This window comes from Agrobacterium sp. SORGH_AS 787 (assembly GCF_030819035.1).
Classification (GTDB): Bacteria; Pseudomonadota; Alphaproteobacteria; order Rhizobiales; family Rhizobiaceae; genus Agrobacterium; species Agrobacterium larrymoorei_B.
Window position 1 is genome coordinate 355,093 of sequence record NZ_JAUTBG010000001.1, and the last position, 15,114, is coordinate 370,206.

At 59.8% G+C, this 15,114-nt stretch carries 13 protein-coding genes; 12 read left to right on the plus strand and 1 reads right to left on the minus strand.

Annotated elements, in window-relative coordinates:
* Window positions 1–140: 140 nt before the first annotated feature.
* Together QE435_RS01520 and QE435_RS01525 are read left to right on the plus strand one after the other, a co-directional pair.
* Window positions 141–1,214, plus strand: coding sequence for a catalase family protein (locus QE435_RS01520; RefSeq protein WP_349039965.1), 1,074 nt, complete (start codon window positions 141–143; stop codon window positions 1,212–1,214).
* 70 nt (window positions 1,215–1,284) lie between these two features.
* Window positions 1,285–3,561, plus strand: coding sequence for an FdhF/YdeP family oxidoreductase (locus tag QE435_RS01525; RefSeq protein WP_349039966.1), 2,277 nt, complete (start codon window positions 1,285–1,287; stop codon window positions 3,559–3,561).
* A gap of 70 nt (window positions 3,562–3,631) precedes the next feature.
* Here the strand turns inward: QE435_RS01525 and QE435_RS01530 are convergent, their stop codons facing one another.
* A complete protein-coding gene (locus tag QE435_RS01530; protein WP_306929802.1) occupies window positions 3,632–4,573 on the minus strand; it encodes a LysR family transcriptional regulator in 942 nt (313 codons plus the stop codon).
* A 138-nt stretch (window positions 4,574–4,711) separates the two neighbouring features.
* Here QE435_RS01530 and QE435_RS01535 point away from each other — a divergent pair, with 138 nt between their 5' ends.
* The 10 genes from QE435_RS01535 (at window position 4,712) to QE435_RS01580 (ending at window position 15,104) form a co-directional block, all read left to right on the plus strand.
* Window positions 4,712–6,232 (plus strand): MFS transporter, encoded by a 1,521-nt coding sequence (locus tag QE435_RS01535; protein ID WP_349039967.1) that lies wholly within the window; start codon window positions 4,712–4,714, stop codon window positions 6,230–6,232.
* Between the two features lie 199 nt (window positions 6,233–6,431).
* Entirely contained in the window at window positions 6,432–6,665 is a 234-nt protein-coding gene (locus QE435_RS01540; RefSeq protein ID WP_349041106.1) for an acylphosphatase, read from the plus strand.
* A gap of 175 nt (window positions 6,666–6,840) precedes the next feature.
* Entirely contained in the window at window positions 6,841–7,494 is a 654-nt protein-coding gene (locus QE435_RS01545) for a Rieske (2Fe-2S) protein (RefSeq protein ID WP_349039968.1), read from the plus strand.
* A complete protein-coding gene (locus QE435_RS01550) occupies window positions 7,491–8,336 on the plus strand; it encodes an aromatic ring-hydroxylating dioxygenase subunit alpha (RefSeq protein WP_349039969.1) in 846 nt (281 codons plus the stop codon). The genes QE435_RS01545 and QE435_RS01550 overlap by 4 nt, the downstream gene beginning before the upstream one ends.
* Window positions 8,333–9,007: a glutathione S-transferase family protein gene (locus tag QE435_RS01555; protein WP_349039970.1), complete on the plus strand. Its 675-nt coding sequence runs from the start codon at window positions 8,333–8,335 to the stop codon at window positions 9,005–9,007. Before QE435_RS01550 ends, QE435_RS01555 begins: the two co-directional genes overlap by 4 nt.
* A gap of 5 nt (window positions 9,008–9,012) precedes the next feature.
* Entirely contained in the window at window positions 9,013–10,392 is a 1,380-nt protein-coding gene (locus QE435_RS01560) for an amidohydrolase (RefSeq protein WP_349039971.1), read from the plus strand.
* 28 nt (window positions 10,393–10,420) lie between these two features.
* A complete protein-coding gene (locus QE435_RS01565) occupies window positions 10,421–11,521 on the plus strand; it encodes a BMP family ABC transporter substrate-binding protein (protein WP_349039972.1) in 1,101 nt (366 codons plus the stop codon).
* Between the two features lie 6 nt (window positions 11,522–11,527).
* Window positions 11,528–13,114: an ABC transporter ATP-binding protein gene (locus QE435_RS01570; RefSeq protein WP_349039973.1), complete on the plus strand. Its 1,587-nt coding sequence runs from the start codon at window positions 11,528–11,530 to the stop codon at window positions 13,112–13,114.
* The gene (locus tag QE435_RS01575; protein WP_309769212.1) at window positions 13,111–14,196 is read left to right on the plus strand and encodes an ABC transporter permease; all 1,086 of its coding nucleotides are present in this window, start codon (window positions 13,111–13,113) and stop codon (window positions 14,194–14,196) included. Before QE435_RS01570 ends, QE435_RS01575 begins: the two co-directional genes overlap by 4 nt.
* Entirely contained in the window at window positions 14,193–15,104 is a 912-nt protein-coding gene (locus QE435_RS01580) for an ABC transporter permease (RefSeq protein WP_349039974.1), read from the plus strand. Before QE435_RS01575 ends, QE435_RS01580 begins: the two co-directional genes overlap by 4 nt.
* Window positions 15,105–15,114 lie beyond the last annotated feature (10 nt).

The window sequence follows — 15,114 nt, forward strand, 5'->3', positions numbered from 1 at the left end:
TTGTGAGTACGCGCAATCGAGGAACTGCCGAGCGACGGTCAATGCACCCCACCGGATCCAGACTCCATCCATGACGCGGCTGTTGGTGAGGAACCTTAGTTCACAGGAAGGCGTTTCTCATTTTTGCGAGGAGCGCAACGTTGACAGCCCAGCCCATCCGCTATTCCGCCGATCTAGAGACCGTTCGAGACAAGGAGCCGGAAACCGTTTCAGGCCTGATCGAACAGTTCGATACAATTCTCGAAACCACGGCGAAGGACTATGGGCACGCGGTCCGCTCTGTCCATGCCAAGGCGCACGGGATCATCGAAGCGGAGATGGTGGTGAATCCAAACCTTCCGCCAGAGCTGGCACAGGGCGTATTCGCTACACCGGGTACCCACAAGGCCTATATGCGCCTTTCCACCAATGCAGGCGATATTCTGCCCGATGCCGTGTCGCTTCCTCGCGGAATGGCGTTGAAGGTGCTGGATGTCGCAGGGCAACGGTTGCCGGATGCGGAAGGCTCGACGCAGGACTTCGTCATGGTCAACGGTCCGGTCTTCCAGGCGCCAAACGCGGAGAAATTTCTCTCCAGCCTCAAGCTGCTCGCGAAGACGACCGACAAGATGGAAGCCACCAAGGTGGTGATGTCGAGCGTGCTTCAGACCGTCAACAAGGGTCTTGAAGCGGTCGGTGTCTCCAGCCCGGCCATCCAGTCTCTCGGCGGCGCACCCGATGTCGATCCGCTCGGCGAAACCTATTTCAGCGTCACGCCTTTCCGCTACGGCGACTATGTCGCCAAGTTTCGGCTGAAACCTGTTTCGCCCGATCTGACGAAGCGGACCGGAACTGAGATCGACGTCAGCGTTCGAGAAGACGCCATTCGCGAAACGGTCCAGGCAGAAATGCAAGAGACCCATGGCGTCTGGGAGTTTCAGGTTCAGCTCTGTCGCGATCTTGAAAAACAACCGATCGAAGACCCCACGGTCGAGTGGAAGGAAGCAGAAGCGCCTTTCGTCACCGTTGCCACCATCACCGCGCGTCCGCAGGACAGCTGGAGTGACGAAAAGGTGCAGAAGGTGGATGAGGAGATGCGGTTCAGTGTCTGGACGGGTCTCGCCGATCACCAGCCACTCGGCAATATAAACCGTGCGCGGAAGGAAACCTACCGCCACTCAGCCGAGTTCCGCGCGAGGTTCAACGGCTGTCCGTTCCATGAGCCCGCCCAATAAGCGCGCCCGATGATTGCTGAAGGCGCTCCGTTTCCGCGGGGCGCTCGTTCCTTTTTGAATGGAAGACATCATGACCGACACCATCCCGAACCCTGAATCTGAAGGTCCCTCCGGCGGTTGGGGATCGGTGAAATCAATCGCGCGAATTCTGGGTGACGACAAACCCTCGCCGATGGTGCTCGAGGAACTGTCACGGCAAAATAAGCCCGGCGGCGTGATGTGTGTCTCCTGCGCATGGCCGAAGCCTGCCAATTACCATCCTTTCGAGTTCTGCGAGAACGGTGCCAAGGCAACGATCTCGGACCTGACCAGCGCGCGATGCACGCCGGATTTCTGGATCGATCACACGGTCCAATCGCTTCGCAACTGGAAAGACTACGATCTTGAGCAGACAGGACGGCTGACGCATCCTCTTCGGTATGACGGCACCAGCGATCGCTATGTCGAAGTGTCATGGGAAGAAGCCTTCGAAGATATCGGACAAACCCTGAAGTCCCTTCCACGCGAGAGTGTTGTCTTTTATTCCTCGGGACATGCGGGCCTGGAGGCTTCCTATCTCTACGCGCTGCTTGCCAGAACCTACGGCAACAATAACCTGCCCCAAAGCTCGAACATGTGCCACGAGACCACGTCGGTCGGCCTGCAAAAGGTCATCGGCTCTCCGGTCGGCACCGTCGTTTGGGAAGACCTTGAAAAGGCCGATGCTTTCTTCTTCTTCGGCCAGAACCCCGGATCGAACAGTCCCCGCTTCCTCCATCCTCTGCAGGAAGCGAAAAAGCGCGGTGCGAAGATCGTCACGTTCAATCCGGTGGTCGAACAGGGGCTCGTCTCCTTCGTCAATCCGCAAAGCCCAGTCGACATGCTGACGGGCCGAGAAACGCAGATCTCGGACGAATATCTTCAGGTGAAGGCCGGGGGAGACATCGCCGCCATTCTTGGCCTCTGCAAGGTGGTCATCGAGGCGGATGATGCGGCGGTCAGTTCCGGAGCAGCGAGAATCCTCGATGTAGAATTTATCGAAGAGCACACCGTCGGCCTGGACAGTTTCATCAACCTCGTTCGCAACACCGACTGGCCAGTCATCGAGCGCGAGAGCGGGCTTACCGAGGCGGCGATCCGAAGCGCGGGCGAACTCTACATCCAGGCAGAGCGGGTCATCGGTGTCTATGGCATGGGGCTGACCCAGCATTCGCAAGGCGCGCTCAACGTCGCAATGGTGGTGAACCTGCTTCTGCTGCGTGGCAATATCGGTCGCGAAGGTGCTGGATGCTGTCCCGTGCGCGGTCATTCCAATGTTCAGGGCCAGCGCACCGTAGGCATCGCCGAGAAGACCAAGCTGATCCCGATGGATAAGCTGAAAACGCTGTTCGACTTCGATCCGCCGACAGAAGATGGCGTGACCATTGTCGACGCCGTTAAGGGCATGATGTCGGGCGAGATCAAAGCGACGATCTCGCTTGGCGGCAACCTTGTGCGCGCTGTGCCGGACCAGAAGGCCATGGAAGACGCATGGGCAAGCCAGGATCTGACGGTCGTCGTCTCTACCAAGCTAAACCGAAGCCATCTCTTTCCGGGAAAGAAAGCCTATATCTTGCCCTGCCTCTCGCGACTGGAAAGAGACGAGCAGGCATCCGGTCCGCAATCGGTGACGACCGAAGACAGCTTCTCGCATATCTCCGGCTCCGTCGGCAAACGCACGCCAGCATCGAAGCATCTGAAAAGCGAATTGGCGATCGTCACGAGCATCGCCAAAGCGACCGTCGCGCCCAATCCAAAACTGAAATGGGACGAATGGACCGCCGACTACAGCCTTGTCCGAGACCTCATCGAAGCAACCTATCCAGACCAGTTCAAAGCTTATAACCAGCGCATGTTCGAACCGAGTGGCTTTTATCGAGGCAATACGGCCCATAACCGCGTCTGGAAGACGGAGGAAAAGAAAGCGGTCTTTACCACCCCAAAGCAGCTCAATGCTCTTTCGTTCGATGATGCGGACGGCCGCTTTCGCCTGATCACAATGCGGTCGAACGACCAGTTCAACACCACGATATACGGCTATTCGGATCGCTTCCGCGGCATCGAAGGAACGCGCGACGTGCTGTTGATGTGTCGTGACGACATCCTGTCGCAAGGTCTATCCGAGGGACAGGAGGTTAAGCTCGTTAGCGACTTCAATGACGGCGTGCGGCGTGAACTGCCCGGATTGAAGGTCAGGGAGCACAATCTGCCGCGAGGAACAATTGGCGCCTATTACCCCGAAGCCAACGTGCTTATCGCTATAGACCATCACGACGAACTGTCGAAAACGCCAGCTTCTAAGGCCGTACCCGTTCGCATTGAGGCGTGAGAGTTCTCAAGCGCAATGTGGACTATGCATAGAGGCAAAATCGAAGACATCATCCCATTGGTTTCGGGCTTTACGGTGTCTCGTCGGCAGCACGCGAGCCTTGTCCGTAGGAGAGGCAAGGCTCGGACATGAACAGACGTTCGGCAAGAAAATCAACGAGAACGCGAACCTTCGGCGACAGATGCCGACTGGACGGCCAGATCAGGTTGAACTGACCGGGCGCATCGAGATGGTCTAGAAGCAGCGGGACGAGATCGCCGGAACGGACTGGCGCTTCCGCCAGAAAATCCGGCATGCAGCCGATCCCTAGATTGCGCAGCACTGCGCCCCGCAACGCTTCCATGTTGTTGCAGGTCAGCACGTAGCGTAACCTCGGTTCCGGCTCGCCTTCTGGCCGACGTAGCGGCCACGTCTGGATCTTGCCGCTGTTGGGATAGCGGAAGCCAATGCTGGCATGGTCTGCAAGATCACGCGGACAGCCAGGCGTACCGTGGCGGGCGAGATAGGCAGGCGTCGCCGCCAGCAGCAGGCGGAAAGGCCGGAGCGAGCGCACCATCAACCGGCTATCCGGCAACTCACCGCTACGGATTGCGACATCCACACCCTCTTCGATCAAATCGACAATGCGATCGTTGAAATCCAGATCCAGTGTGATGTCGGGATAGCGCGTCATAAAGTCCGGGATCACCGGCAACAGCAGATGATAGGCGACGATCGGGCAGGACATGCGGATGACGCCGCGCGGCGCTTCGCGGGTGCGCATCAAGCTCTCATGCGCATCGTCTAGATCGTCGAGAATATGCCGACACCGTTCGTGAAAGGCCCGCCCCTCCTCCGTCAGCCGGAGGCTGCGGGTGGTTCTCTGGAAAAGTCGCACCTGGAGTTGAGCCTCAAGCTTGCTCACAGCCTTCCCGACGGCAGAGGGCGACAGGCCCAATATCCGACCGGCTGCGGCAAAACTGCCGAGATCGGCCGTTCGAACAAAAGCGGAGAGGCCGGCAAGACGGTCCATCGGATACTCCCATTCAAGAATTTTATTCTGGATTAATCGGATGCAATCGAAGCTTATCGGACATTCGAGCGCAAGTATATTGAATGTCCGCGGCTTTGGCCGTTGTTAATTACGCCCTGATTTTCAGGAGGATATTTCATGCGACATAATGCTTCTGCGCGCCATCGCGCGCATCCACATCTCGCTTTGCTCGCCGTCTGCCTGGCTGCCGCTGCCATGCCACTCACTTTCACCGGCACGGCAGTCGCGCTTCCATCGATTGCACAAGCGCTCCATGCCTCGCCAGTGGCGACCGCGTGGGCCACCAATGCCTTCATGCTGACCTTCGGTTCCACCCTGATGGCGGCTGGCGCATTGGCCGATAGCCTCGGGCGCCGCCGCGTCTTCTTGTTCGGTGCGGCAAGTTTCGCGCTCTTCTCGCTGGCGCTGACAATCGTGCCGGATATTTTGCTCTTCGATCTGCTTCGCGGTGGCCAGGGTCTTGCGGCTGCGGCTGCCTACGCAGGGGGTGCGGCGGCACTTGCACAGGAATTCGATGGCGCTCATCGCATGCGGGCCTTCAGCGTCCTTGGCACAAGCTTCGGCGTCGGTCTTTCCCTTGGCCCAGTGGTTTCAGGGGCGATGATTGAAAGCTTCGGCTGGCGCAGTATTTTCCTCGCTGTCGTGCTCCTGACAACGCCTTCCTTCCTGATTGGCTCCATGGTTTTGAAAGAGAGCCGCGATCCGGCTGCACGGGGGCTGGACTGGCGGGGTGCGCTTGGCTTCACCACCATGCTCGCCCTATTTACCTATGGCATGCTGCTGGTTCCCGAACGCGGCTGGAGCGATGGTCTGGTCGTCGGCCTTCTCGTTGCAGCGGCGCTGTGCCTCGTCCTGTTCATCCATATCGAAAGAACGGTAGCGCGACCAATGCTTGATCTATCGCTCTTCCGCTATCGCCGTTTCGTCGGCGTCCAACTGCTTGCGGCAGCGCCTGCTTATGGTTTCGTGGTTCTCCTGGTTCTGCTGCCATTACGCTTCGTCGGCGTCGAGGAAATGGGCGCCGTTGCGGGCGGTGAGTTGATGATCGCGCTCTCCGCGCCGCTTCTTGTGCTTCCGATCGTCGCCGGTTGGCTAACGCGCTGGCTGCGTCCCGCAACCCTATGCGGCACGGGGCTGGTCGTGACGGCCTGTGGCCTCGGCTGGCTTTCCACCCTGCCATCCGGCACCCCGGCGGCTCTGCTCGTCCTCCCGATGATGATGATCGGCACCGGAATCAGCCTGCCTTGGGGTTTGATGGACGGCCTTGCCGTCGACGTGGTGCCGAAGGAGCGCGCGGGCATGGCGATGGGCATCTTCTCCACCGTGCGGGTGGCTGGCGAAGGTGTGGCCCTTGCGGTCATCGGTGCCATCCTCTCACTGTTGATTGCCGGACGCCTTAGCGCTGCAGGTCTCCAGGGCTCGGCACAAAATGCCGGCCAAAACCTCGCCATCGGCAATCTGGCAGGCGCTCTTGCCGCATTGCCCGGCTCCACTGTCAGTCAACTCCAATCGCTTTATAGCCAGGCGTTCTCGTCGGTGCTGATCCTGTTGTCGGCCATCACCACCATCACCGCCATCGTCGTTTTTCTGTCCCTGAACCAGGCGAAAGACGAGGCAATCGCCGCAAAGACGTTATAATCCTTGTTCACCGAACAAGGCCTCAAGGCCAAGGACGGCGCGCAACTTCGCACTTGCGCGCCGTCGTCTATCTTGGGAGAACACCAGCGACGGCCCATCGGGGGCTCTACAGGTCGAGCATATCATGGTCATATCGCATCATCAGTTTCCTGCCCCAGACCATCCCTGGGATAACGGCCCTGCCATTCGCAAGGAACGCATGACCATTCTTGGCAGCCTGGACACAAGAAGCTTTCTACCCTGGATCAATCGTCATGCCGCCAAGCTCGGCCTGGACCAGCACATCCAGCATGCCGATCAGGCACGCATCGAACTGATCCTGTCGGGGCCGGTGGAGCTGATCGACGCGATGGAAATGGGATGCTCCCTTGGGCCCATCAATGTCTGGGTCGAGGATATTCAGCGCGCTGAAGCTGTAGACCAGAGCATCTAAACAGCCGTTGATGGAAAAGAGTAGAGACACCCTAAAAAGAGTGTTTGCGTAAATATCAGCCACAGTTGCAAGTGCAGAAATTTTATGCAAACGTGCCTCACATGCCATGCGGCCTTGCCTGCTGACATCTTCTTTCTGCTGGGGCCAAGCCTCTCAAATCATTCGGAACTTTGAAATGCCCAAGGAAATTGCCCCTGTCTGGACGCCGGTCGCGCTGTCGTCGGACTTGCCGGTGGCGTCGGTCATCCCGGCGCGTTTAGCCACCGCAGCACTGGCGATTTGGCGAGCGCAAAGCGGTACGGTCTCTGCTGTGGCTGACCGCTGTCCGCATCGTGGCATGCGACTTTCACACGGGTTTGTTCGTGGCGAGGCACTGTCCTGCATCTATCATGGCTGGCGTTACGGAAAATCCGGCAAATGTCTTGCCATTCCGGCCCATCCCAGCCTGACACCGCCGGACGCAATCCGCGTCGCGACCTACAGGGCTGGCGAGCGGGACGGCGTGATCTGGGTGACGGCAGATGAGAACACAGCCGACATGCCGTCGAATGATGGACTGACCGCGCTGCGGAGCATCGCGCTTTCCACCACGGCCGAAACGCTTGCCGCCTGCATCGGTACTGACCTTGGAGAAAACGCTATCGACTGGGCGATTGACGGGATGAAGGCACGCCTGCTGATCGCGCCATCCGGCGAAGACGGTATGCTTCTCCTTCATCTGCTGATCGAGAGCGGTGCCAGCCAAGCGCAGAAGATTGCCGCGTCGAATGCGCTGGAAGTGCTGCGCCGCCAGGCCGAGTCTGCTGCCAGCCGGGGAGAAGCCGCATGAGCCGCGACGCGATGATCGATCAATGGTACCCTGTCGGCTTGGTCAGCCGGCTGCTGCCTGCGGGGCAAGAGACGTTGCTGATGGGCGAGACAATCCGTGTCTCCCGTAACGGCGAAGGCAAGGCGTCGGTGGTAACAGCCGATGGCCGCGTTCTTCCCGTAACCGAACGATACGGTCATGTCTGGTCCTCACTCGGCGCACCTGAAAAACCGCTCTTCGACATTCCGGAAGCCGAACAGCCGGGCCGCCGACTGGTCGATGTCGGTGTTGTTCGCGTTCGATGCTCTCCGCTTCGCGCTGTGGAGAATTTCCTCGACATCGCCCATTTCCCCTTCGTCCACACCGATATTCTCGGCTCCGAGCCCCATACGGAGGTAGAGAACTACAAGGTCGAAATCCGCGAGGACGCCGACGAAGTGTGGGCAACGCAGGTGAAATTCTATCAGCCGCAGGCAGCTAAGTCGGCCAGCGGTGGCATTACGACGGAATACATGTACCGGGTGCCTGCACCTACCTGCTCCGTTCTCTACAAGACGTGCCCACCAAAACCTGGCGAATGGGACGTGATAACCCTTTTCGTCCAGCCACTGACCGAAGAACTTTGCGACGTGTGGCCTTGGATGGCGCTTTATGACGATGAGACGCCAATGACCGATCTCATCCACTTCCAGCAGATGATCTTCCTGCAAGACCGGTCCATCCTCGAAAACCAGATCCCGCGACGCCTGCCGCTAGACCCCGGCATGGAGATACCCACGCGCGCCGATCTCACGTCCGTCGCTTACCGCCGCTGGCTGAAACGCCATGACTTCACCTACGGCGCACAGTTGGTAGCCCAATGATCCTATACGACTACATTCTCTCACCGAGTTGCTACAAAGTGCGCCTCATGGCCGCGCTAACGGGCCAGCAACTGACGCTTCGCGCTGTCGATTTCCATCCCGGTGCCGAACATCGCGGCCCGGAATTTCTGGCGCTGAACCCCGCAGGCTCGATCCCTATATTGGTCGACGGCGATCTGGTTCTGACTGAATCCTCTGCGATCCTGGTTTACATCGCGGGCAAGGCTGCGCCTGTATGGCTCGGCACCAGCGAGCCCTCAACGGCTGCGCGCATCCAGCAATGGCTTTCATTCTCCGCCCGCCTGACTGCAAGTCTCGGCGGCGCACGCCTGCATGAGATGCTGCATCGTCCGGGCGATATCGACGCCCTGCGTGCGTCGGGCGTGCTCGCGCTTCGGGAACTGGAGGCTGCCCTTTTCGAACAGCGATTGAAGGGTGAGACGTTCCTCGTTGGCAACACGGCGACCATCGCCGACATTGCCTGCTTCCCCTATGTCGCGCTCGCGCCCGATGGCGGAGTTTCGCTCGATGCCTATCCCTCCATTCGTCTTTGGATGCGCGCCATCAGATCACTCGACGGATTTATCGAGATGCCTGGCATCCACCGCCTGCACGAGCTGAAGCCGGACCCGCATGACACGCCAGCGCTGACCGAAACGGCAGAGGCGTAAAGCGTATGGCCGGGCATCTCCTACAAAACTGTGCTGCTGTGATCGTCAATGACGGGACGGCCATGTCCGTGCGCCGCAATGTCGATCTCCTGACGGAAGGTCCCGCGATCAAGGCCATCGGCGAGGATCTTGCGAGCGGACCGCTCCCAGAGGGTATCGAGATCACCGATGCCAGCGGCTGGTTCGTCTATCCCGGCCTCGTCAACACCCACCACCATTTCTTCCAGTGCTTCGTGCGCAACCGCGCCGATCTCGACTGGACGAAGCTCTCAGTCATTGAATGGCTGGATCGCATCTACCCGATCTTCTCGCGGCTCACCGAGGATTGCTTCTATCATTCCTCCGTTACGGCCATGGCCGAGATGATCAAGCACGGCTGCACCACGGCCTTCGATCATCAGTATAATTTCCCGCGTCATGCCGGTAAAAGGCTGATCGACCGGCAATTCGAGGCAGCCGATCTTTTCGGCATGCGCTTCCATGCCGGTCGTGGCGGCAACTCTCTGCCGAAGTCGGAAGGATCGACCATACCCGACGAGATGCGGGAGACGACGGATGAGTTCATCGCCGACTGCGCCCGGTTGATCGAGACGTACCACGACACCTCGCCCTTTAGCATGTGCCAGGTGGTGGTCGCCCCCTGCCAGCCGGTGAACGGCTATCGTGAGACCTTCGTCGAATCGGTGCGCCTTGCCCGCGACAAGGGCGTCCGGCTCCACACCCATGTCGGCGAGGGCGAGAGCGACGTGATCCTTGCCCGCCACGGCGCACGCACGGTCGACTATCTGCACGAGATGGGTTTTGCTGGACCGGATACCTTCTACGCCCATTGCTGGGAACTGACCCACGACGAATTGCGCACCATGGCGGATTCGGGAACGGGCGTGGCCCATTGCCCTGAGCCGGTCTATCTGGTCGGCGCGGAGGTGACCGACATTCCGGCCATGAGCGCCTTCGGCGTGCCGCTGGGTCTTGGTTGCGATGGTGCCGCCTCCAATGATAATTCCAACCTCATGCACTGCATCCATTCCGCCTACATGCTGCAATGCCTGGCGGCATCGACGCGCGCCCATCCTGTGCCCGCACCTGCAGACTTTCTCGGTTATGCCACAACGGGCGGTGCGCAGTTGCTCGGCCGTGCCGATATTGGTCGGTTGGCACCCGGCATGGCCGCCGATCTTTTTGCTATCGACACCCGTCGCATGGATTACGTCGGCACCCGACACGATCCCTTGAGCCTGATTGCCAAAGTCGGCATCGGCGCGCCGACGGATATGACCATGATCAATGGCCGTATCGTATGGGCGAAGGGCGAGTTTGCCGGTCTGGATGAAGGAAAACTGTTTGCCGACGCAGAAGCGGCGCTCGCCACCATCGATTTTTGAAACAACACAACCAACAAGGGGAACCCTCATGATCAACGCACTCAACCGCCGCACGCTCCTGAAAGGCGTCGCACTCACCGGTCTTGCCAGCGCTGTTGGCGCGCGTGCCACACTTGCAGCTGACAAGCCACTCGGCATCGCACTCGTGGTCCCCTCGCCCATCGGCGATGTCGGCTGGGGACATGCATTGGCGGCCGGTCTTGAGCCGGTCAAGGCGGCCTATGGCGACAAGGTGAAAGTCACCATTCTGGAAAACATTCCGGAAGGTCCCGATGCCGACCGCATCATGACCAAGACCGTTGCTGACGGAAACAAGTTCCTGATCGCCGGTTCCTTCGGCTATCAGAACGGCGCGCTGCAAATTGCTCGTCGCAACAAGGACGTCAGCGTGCTGCACGCCTCTGGCTTTCAGGTCGCGCCGAACTTCTCGCCCTTCGCTGCCAAATATTTCCAGGGCACCTATCTGATGGGCATGGCAGCCGCCGCGCTGACCAAATCCGGCAAGCTTGGCTCGGTCTCGGCCTTCGCGATCCCGGAACTCATCACCTCGATCAATGCCTTCGCGCTGGGTGCCCAAGCCGTCAAACCCGATATCGAAGTCTCCGTCGTCTGGGTCAACTCCTGGTTCGACCCCGCCAAGGAACAGGAAGCCGCAAAGGCACTGATGGCGCAGGGTTGCGATGTGATCTTCTCCAACGCGCAGGACACGCCGTCCGTCATCTCGGCCTGCGAAGCGGCCGGCGTCTACGCCTTCAACCTCAACTCTTCGATGAAGAGCTACGCTCAGAAGACCTATCTCGGCTGCGTTGCGACTGACTGGTCCCCCTACTTTCTGGCGCAGGTCAAGGCGCACATGGACGGTACCTTCAAGGGCGCTAATGCCTTCCTCGGCATGTCGGACAAGGTGGTCAAGGTCGTTGACTGGAACACCAGCGTTCCCGCCGACACCATGGCGAAGATCAAGGAGACCGAGGCAAAGATTGCCGATGGCAGCTTCTCGCCCTTCACAGGTCCCATCACCAAGGCCGATGGCTCTGAAGGCGTCGCAGCCGGCAAAACGCTGACGGACAAGGAAATCATTGCCATGGATTGGCACGTCAAGGGCGTCACCACTCCTCTGCCGAAGTGACCCATCATGTCTGAGACGACCTTGCCTGCATCGTCAAACAGTGAAGCGGCGAAGGCACCACTGCTTTCGCTGCGCGGCCTGTCGAAAAGCTACGGCCAGATCCGCGCCAATCAGGCGATCGATCTGGACGTGGAAGAGCATTCGATCCACGCCATTCTCGGCGAAAACGGCGCTGGCAAGTCCACGCTGATGAAGCTGATCTACGGTGTGGAAACGCCGGATGAGGGCATTGTCACATGGCGAGGCGAGCCGATCCGGCTTGCTTCGCCCGCCGAGGCCCGCCGCCAGGGCATCGGCATGGTCTTTCAGCATTTCTCCCTCTTCGAGACGCTGACAGTCGTCGAGAACATCGCGCTCGTGGTGCCCGGAAAGAAGAGCGAACTGATCGAGCGGGTGCGTTCATTGGGACGCGACTTCGGCCTGGAGGTCGATCCGCTTGCCCATGTGCATGCGCTCTCGGTCGGCGAGCGACAGCGGGTAGAAATCATCCGCTGCCTGATGACCGACCCGAAGCTCATCATTCTAGACGAGCCGACCTCGGTCCTGCCGCCTCAATCGGTGGAGAAGCTTTTCGAGACACTCAAGCGCCTGCGCGAGCGCGGCGTCTCGATCCTTTTCATATCCCATAAGCTTGAAGAGATTCGGGCGATCTGCGACCGGGCCACTATCCTGCGCGGCGGAAAAGTCACCGGTCATGTGGATCCGCGCGAACATGACGCCCACGACCTTGCCCGCATGATGATCGGTCGCGACATGCCGGAGATCAAGCCGCCAACGGTCGTGGCGTCCGGCGAGAAGCGCCTCGAACTGATCGGTCTCGACTATGAGCCGGACGACCCCTTTGCCATGCCGTTGAAACGCGTGACATTGGAAGTGAAGGCCGGAGAAATTCTTGGGATCGCTGGCATCTCAGGCAATGGACAGGCGGAACTCTCCTCCATTATTTCGGGCGAAACGCGTCTTGGTCGAGAAGCGAAGGATCGCATTTTCATGATGGGCGAAGATGTCGGTCGCCATGATGCTGCGGCCCGTCGCAAACTCGGCTTCGCCTTTGTCCCGGAAGACCGTCTCGGCCGCGGCGCCGTTCCCGAAATGTCGCTGACCCTCAACGGGCTTTTGACCGCTCATCCGCTCGACCTGCTTGACCATGGCTTGATCGACCACAGCGGTGCCAAGGCTTTCGCCGAGACCTGCATTCGCGATTTCGACGTCCGCACGCCGGGACCAGACGCAGAGGCTGGTGCGCTGTCCGGCGGCAACTTGCAGAAGTTCATCGTTGGCCGTGAGATCATGCTGGGACCGAAACTGCTCTTCCTCGCTCAGCCCACCTGGGGTGTCGATATCGGCGCCGCCATGGCCATCCGCCAAAAGCTGATTGCTCTGCGCAATGCCGGCATGGCGATCCTCGTCATATCGGAAGAGATTGAAGAGCTCTTCGAGATCTGCGACCGCATTCAGGTGCTGAATGCCGGTACGCTCAGCCCGTCGCTCACGACATCCGAAACGCGTGTCGAAGATGTCGGCCGCTTTATGATTAGCGCAGACGCGACCGCCCTTACCGAAAACCCCACTGCCGGAAAGCTTTCCGCATGAGCGCCCTCCCTCACTTCGTTCGGCGCGAACGTGCCTCGCTAACTGCGACGATCCTCGCACCTCTTGCAGCCCTCGCAATTGCGACCCTCGTCAATCTCGCGCTTTACGCGGTCATGGGCAAAAGCCCCGCTGCCGTGTTCTACGCCATGTTGCTGGAGCCCTTCCTCTCTTGGTCCGCGTTTTCTGAAGTGCTTCTGAAAATGGGGCCGCTGCTCCTGATCGCGCAGGGGCTTGCGATCGGATTCCGCGCCAAGGTGTTCAATATTGGTGCCGAAGGACAGTTCATTCTCGGCGCAATCTTCGCCTCCGCCATTCCCATCTATTATCCGGAAGCAACCGGCGGCTGGATCTGGCCTGCCATGCTGCTTTGCGGCGCCATCGGCGGCGCGCTCTGGGCAGCGATCACGGCCTTCTGGCGTGTGCGGCTGAACGCCAACGAAATTCTCGTCTCCCTGATGCTGAGCCTCGTTGCGGCACAGGTGCTGAACTATCTGCTGCTCGGCCCATGGAAGGACCCGAACGGCTTCAATTTCCCGCAATCGGTGATGTTTCAGTACGACGCCATGGTGCCGACCCTGATCGACGGCACCCGAGTGAACTGGTCCTTTCCGCTCACCATCCTCTTTTCGCTCGGAGCTTATGTCTTCATGCAGAAGAGCTTTCTCGGCTACAAGCTGCAGGTCGGCGGCCTTGCCCCGCGCGCGGCTGACTATGCCGGTTTCAGCCAGGGGCGCGCCATCTGGCTCTCGCTTCTGATTGGCGGCTTTGCTGCTGGTCTTGCGGGCGCGGCGGAAGTGGCAGGGCCGATTGGGCAGTTGCAGCGCTCGATCTCCACCGGCTACGGCTATGCGGCCATCATCGTCGCCTATCTCGGCGGGTTGCATCCGATTGGCATCATCCTGTCATCGCTCGTCATGGCAGTGATTTATATTGGTGGCGACAATGCCATGGTTTCGGCCGAACTGCCGATTGCGGCCGTGCGCGTCTTCCAGGGTACATTGCTCGTGACCTATCTCATCGCAGTCGCCTTCGTCCGCTATCGCCTCGAATGGCCGAAATCTGCAGATCGGAAACCGGCATGAACGCTGTCGATTTTATCCTTTCCGGCATGCTGGCCGCGGCAACGCCCTTTCTGCTGGCAGCTTTGGGCGAACTCGTTGTCGAACGCTCAGGCGTCCTCAATCTCGGTGTCGAGGGGTTGATGGCGCTAGGGGCCGTCATCGCCTTTATCGTCGTCTATCACGGCGGCGGCCATACGCTCGCCTTCCTCGCGGCAGGCTTTGCCAGTGTCCTCCTCTCCCTTATCTTCGCACTTGTTGCCCTGGGTTTCCGCGCCAACCAGGTCGCAACAGGGCTCGCCATCGGCATTCTCGGGCAAGGCCTCTCGGCGCTCTTCGGCAAGACCTATGAGAGCCTGACGGTCACGGGGCTGCCGAAACTTGCCATTCCAGGCCTTTCCGATCTTCCTGTTATCGGCGGCCTGTTCGTCCAGGATATCGTCGTCTGGCTCTCGCTTCTTCTGACACTCGCCATCTGGGCCGGGTTCGCCTTCAGCAAGGCGGGCCTCGTGATCCGAGCGGTTGGGGAAAATCCGAAAGCCGCACATGCGATCGGCTATTCGGTGATAGGCGTGCGCGTGGCGGCGATTGCTTTTGGCGGCCTTTTGGCTGGCTTTGCCGGTGCCTATGCCTCCGTCGTCTACACGCCACTCTGGGCAGATGGCATGATTGCGGGGCGCGGCTGGATCGCGATTGCGCTCGTTGTCTTCGGCACATGGTTGACGGGCCGCATCTTCCTTGGCGCATGCCTGTTCGGCGCAGTGTCGCTGATGAGCCTTGCGGCACAAGCCACCGGCGTGGAATTGCCGTCGCAGTTTCTCTCCAGCCTGCCCTATCTCGTCACCATCATCGTGCTCGGCATCATCTCCGCAAACAAGCGGCTGTTGAAGCTGAACGGCGTTGCCTCGCTTGGAGAGCCTTTCGAACGGTAGCGTTTTTTGC

Bases quoted from the DNA above. Each gene is read 5' to 3' on its own strand.
- QE435_RS01525 (WP_349039966.1), top strand. From the start codon at position 1,285: ATGACCGACACCATCCCGAACCCTGAATCTGAAGGTCCCTCCGGCGGT.
- QE435_RS01530 (WP_306929802.1), bottom strand. From the start codon at position 4,573: ATGGACCGTCTTGCCGGCCTCTCCGCTTTTGTTCGAACGGCCGATCTC.
- QE435_RS01535 (WP_349039967.1), top strand. From the start codon at position 4,712: ATGCGACATAATGCTTCTGCGCGCCATCGCGCGCATCCACATCTCGCT.
- QE435_RS01540 (WP_349041106.1), top strand. From the start codon at position 6,432: ATGACCATTCTTGGCAGCCTGGACACAAGAAGCTTTCTACCCTGGATC.
- QE435_RS01545 (WP_349039968.1), top strand. From the start codon at position 6,841: ATGCCCAAGGAAATTGCCCCTGTCTGGACGCCGGTCGCGCTGTCGTCG.
- QE435_RS01550 (WP_349039969.1), top strand. From the start codon at position 7,491: ATGAGCCGCGACGCGATGATCGATCAATGGTACCCTGTCGGCTTGGTC.
- QE435_RS01555 (WP_349039970.1), top strand. From the start codon at position 8,333: ATGATCCTATACGACTACATTCTCTCACCGAGTTGCTACAAAGTGCGC.
- QE435_RS01560 (WP_349039971.1), top strand. From the start codon at position 9,013: ATGGCCGGGCATCTCCTACAAAACTGTGCTGCTGTGATCGTCAATGAC.
- QE435_RS01565 (WP_349039972.1), top strand. From the start codon at position 10,421: ATGATCAACGCACTCAACCGCCGCACGCTCCTGAAAGGCGTCGCACTC.
- QE435_RS01570 (WP_349039973.1), top strand. From the start codon at position 11,528: ATGTCTGAGACGACCTTGCCTGCATCGTCAAACAGTGAAGCGGCGAAG.
- QE435_RS01575 (WP_309769212.1), top strand. From the start codon at position 13,111: ATGAGCGCCCTCCCTCACTTCGTTCGGCGCGAACGTGCCTCGCTAACT.
- QE435_RS01580 (WP_349039974.1), top strand. From the start codon at position 14,193: ATGAACGCTGTCGATTTTATCCTTTCCGGCATGCTGGCCGCGGCAACG.